Here is a 1859-nt window from a genome sequence, read left to right as displayed (position 1 = left end):
AAACTGAATGTCAACGTAAACGCAAACAATCAACAGACGGCTTATGGAAAAGTAAAAAGGCTTTATCCAATGGCGACTAACATCCACTTGACAAGAACAGAAAGATAATGGAACCAAGGTATGTTATAATTGTGGACTTCTGCATCGGCGCATTGAACATTATCAGGCTGACCGACGAGGAAGTAAAAGAATCCGAACAATACGACGACATCGAGGAATACCTGTCAACGTTGGAGGACAAATACGGTTTCAGGTTGAGTAATTGCCAGTGGATGACAACAGAGAACTTGAACGTTTACTGGTATGATAACGGACAGGAAGTAAGCATGGAACAATTTTAATACTTAACGGGAAGGATGGCTCTAAATGGCTGTCCTTCTTTTATTTTTTATTCAAAAAACAATGAATACAAGTAATCCTATGAACATTTTTTATTATTTTTGTAGTCTATAAAAATATGAGATATGAAACAATGGGCTATAAATCTTTTACTGTTTATTTTAACGTGTTTGGCTCTTTTGTTCGCAATATTGAAAATAACTCCATTTGAAATAAATGGAGATACGTATATAGGAATTATTGTCTCGCTTCTAAGTTTGGCTGCTGCTTTCGTTATTGGCTATCAGATTTACAATGCAATAGAGCTTAGAAGGGAAATCAAAGAACAAAGAGAAAAATACAATGATATAATAAAAAGAAATGAATACACAGAAAGGGTTATTAAACAGCATGAATATATCATGCAAGAAGGTTTTGATGTAATTTCTTCTTTGATAAGATATAATAGCAAGCAAGCTTTTAATGTGGCAAATGATGCTTTTTTGTTTATGCATCAAGCATTGGTTTCATCCATAGAAACCGATAGGACTGATTATGGTTGGATTTTTTCTTATTTAAGATTGTATATATCAGAAATAGATGGGCAAGCCTTTGCATCGGGATACTCTTTTAGGAAAGATGCCTGGTATGTTAATACTATTGGTGAAAATGAAGGAAAGAAGCTTCAAGATGTTATCGATGAATACACAAAACCGATAAAAGACAACGATAATAAAATCAGGAGTAATAAGAATTTCTATAAGATACAATTTGAATATGAACGTATAATGAGGCTTTTTTATAAAAGATTAGAAGATATAGTTCAAAATCCGTTGAAGGTTTTCTCGCCGGAAGAAAATGATAAGATATTAAACCCTGAATAAGTAACTTATGAATATTGATAGTATGAACACTGAGCAACAAAAGATAGAATATAAAAGTCTGCAAAAGATACGAACAGGCGAAAAAGGTTTTAAGGACTTATCCGTAACCTGTGTGGCTTTTGCAAATGCTCAAGGAGGAGATATTGTTATCGGAGTTGAGGACAAGACACGAAAGCCAGCTCCTAATCAAGTGATCTCACAGGAGGAAGCCAATAATACCGTAACCAAATTGCGTGGATTGTGTTTTAATGTCGGGCTAACTGTAGGCGATGTTTGTGCTGACGAAACAGGAAGCCAATATTTTGTCATAACAGTTTTTCCTTCACTGCATTCATACGCAACAACTTCCGATGGTAGAATGTACATACGGGTTGCTGACAAGTGTGAGCCGGTACGTAGTGAAGATATATCAAGAGTTGGTGAAGAAAAAGGAGCTTATCAATGGGAGCTTGTACAGACACAATTTAGCTTGGATGAAGAAACAAAAGCTAAATTAAGCAAATTGGCTAATGAGATACGCAATTCGGATAGGGTTAAACAGCATATCACGCAACTTGATGATTTGGAGATAGGAGAACACTATCATCTTATCGACGGATTAAAAATGACAAACTTAGGTATCCTTTGGATTGGAACAGCGAAACAGCGTAGCCGGAT

Annotated in this window: 3 protein-coding genes; all 3 read left to right on the top strand. The window is 35.4% G+C overall.

The features are described 5' to 3' along the window. Nucleotides 1–107 precede the first annotated feature (107 nt). Nucleotides 108–341 carry a hypothetical protein gene (locus H6A34_RS14265; protein ID WP_205106057.1) on the top strand — a complete coding sequence of 78 codons (234 nt, stop codon included), beginning with the start codon at nucleotides 108–110 and terminating at the stop codon, nucleotides 339–341. Nucleotides 342–464: 123 nt separating this feature from the next. Next, nucleotides 465–1202 carry a hypothetical protein gene (locus H6A34_RS14260; protein WP_205106056.1) on the top strand — a complete coding sequence of 246 codons (738 nt, stop codon included), beginning with the start codon at nucleotides 465–467 and terminating at the stop codon, nucleotides 1200–1202. A 7-nt stretch (nucleotides 1203–1209) separates the two neighbouring features. Continuing rightward, nucleotides 1210–1859: AlbA family DNA-binding domain-containing protein (locus tag H6A34_RS14255; RefSeq protein ID WP_239480901.1), on the top strand; the 650-nt coding region annotated here is incomplete at its 3' end.

The organism is Marseilla massiliensis (assembly GCF_016899855.1).
In the GTDB taxonomy this organism is placed as follows: Bacteria; Bacteroidota; Bacteroidia; order Bacteroidales; family Bacteroidaceae; genus Prevotella.
The sequence above is the reverse complement of the archived record's forward strand: the minus strand, read 5'-3'. Positions and strand labels throughout refer to the sequence as shown.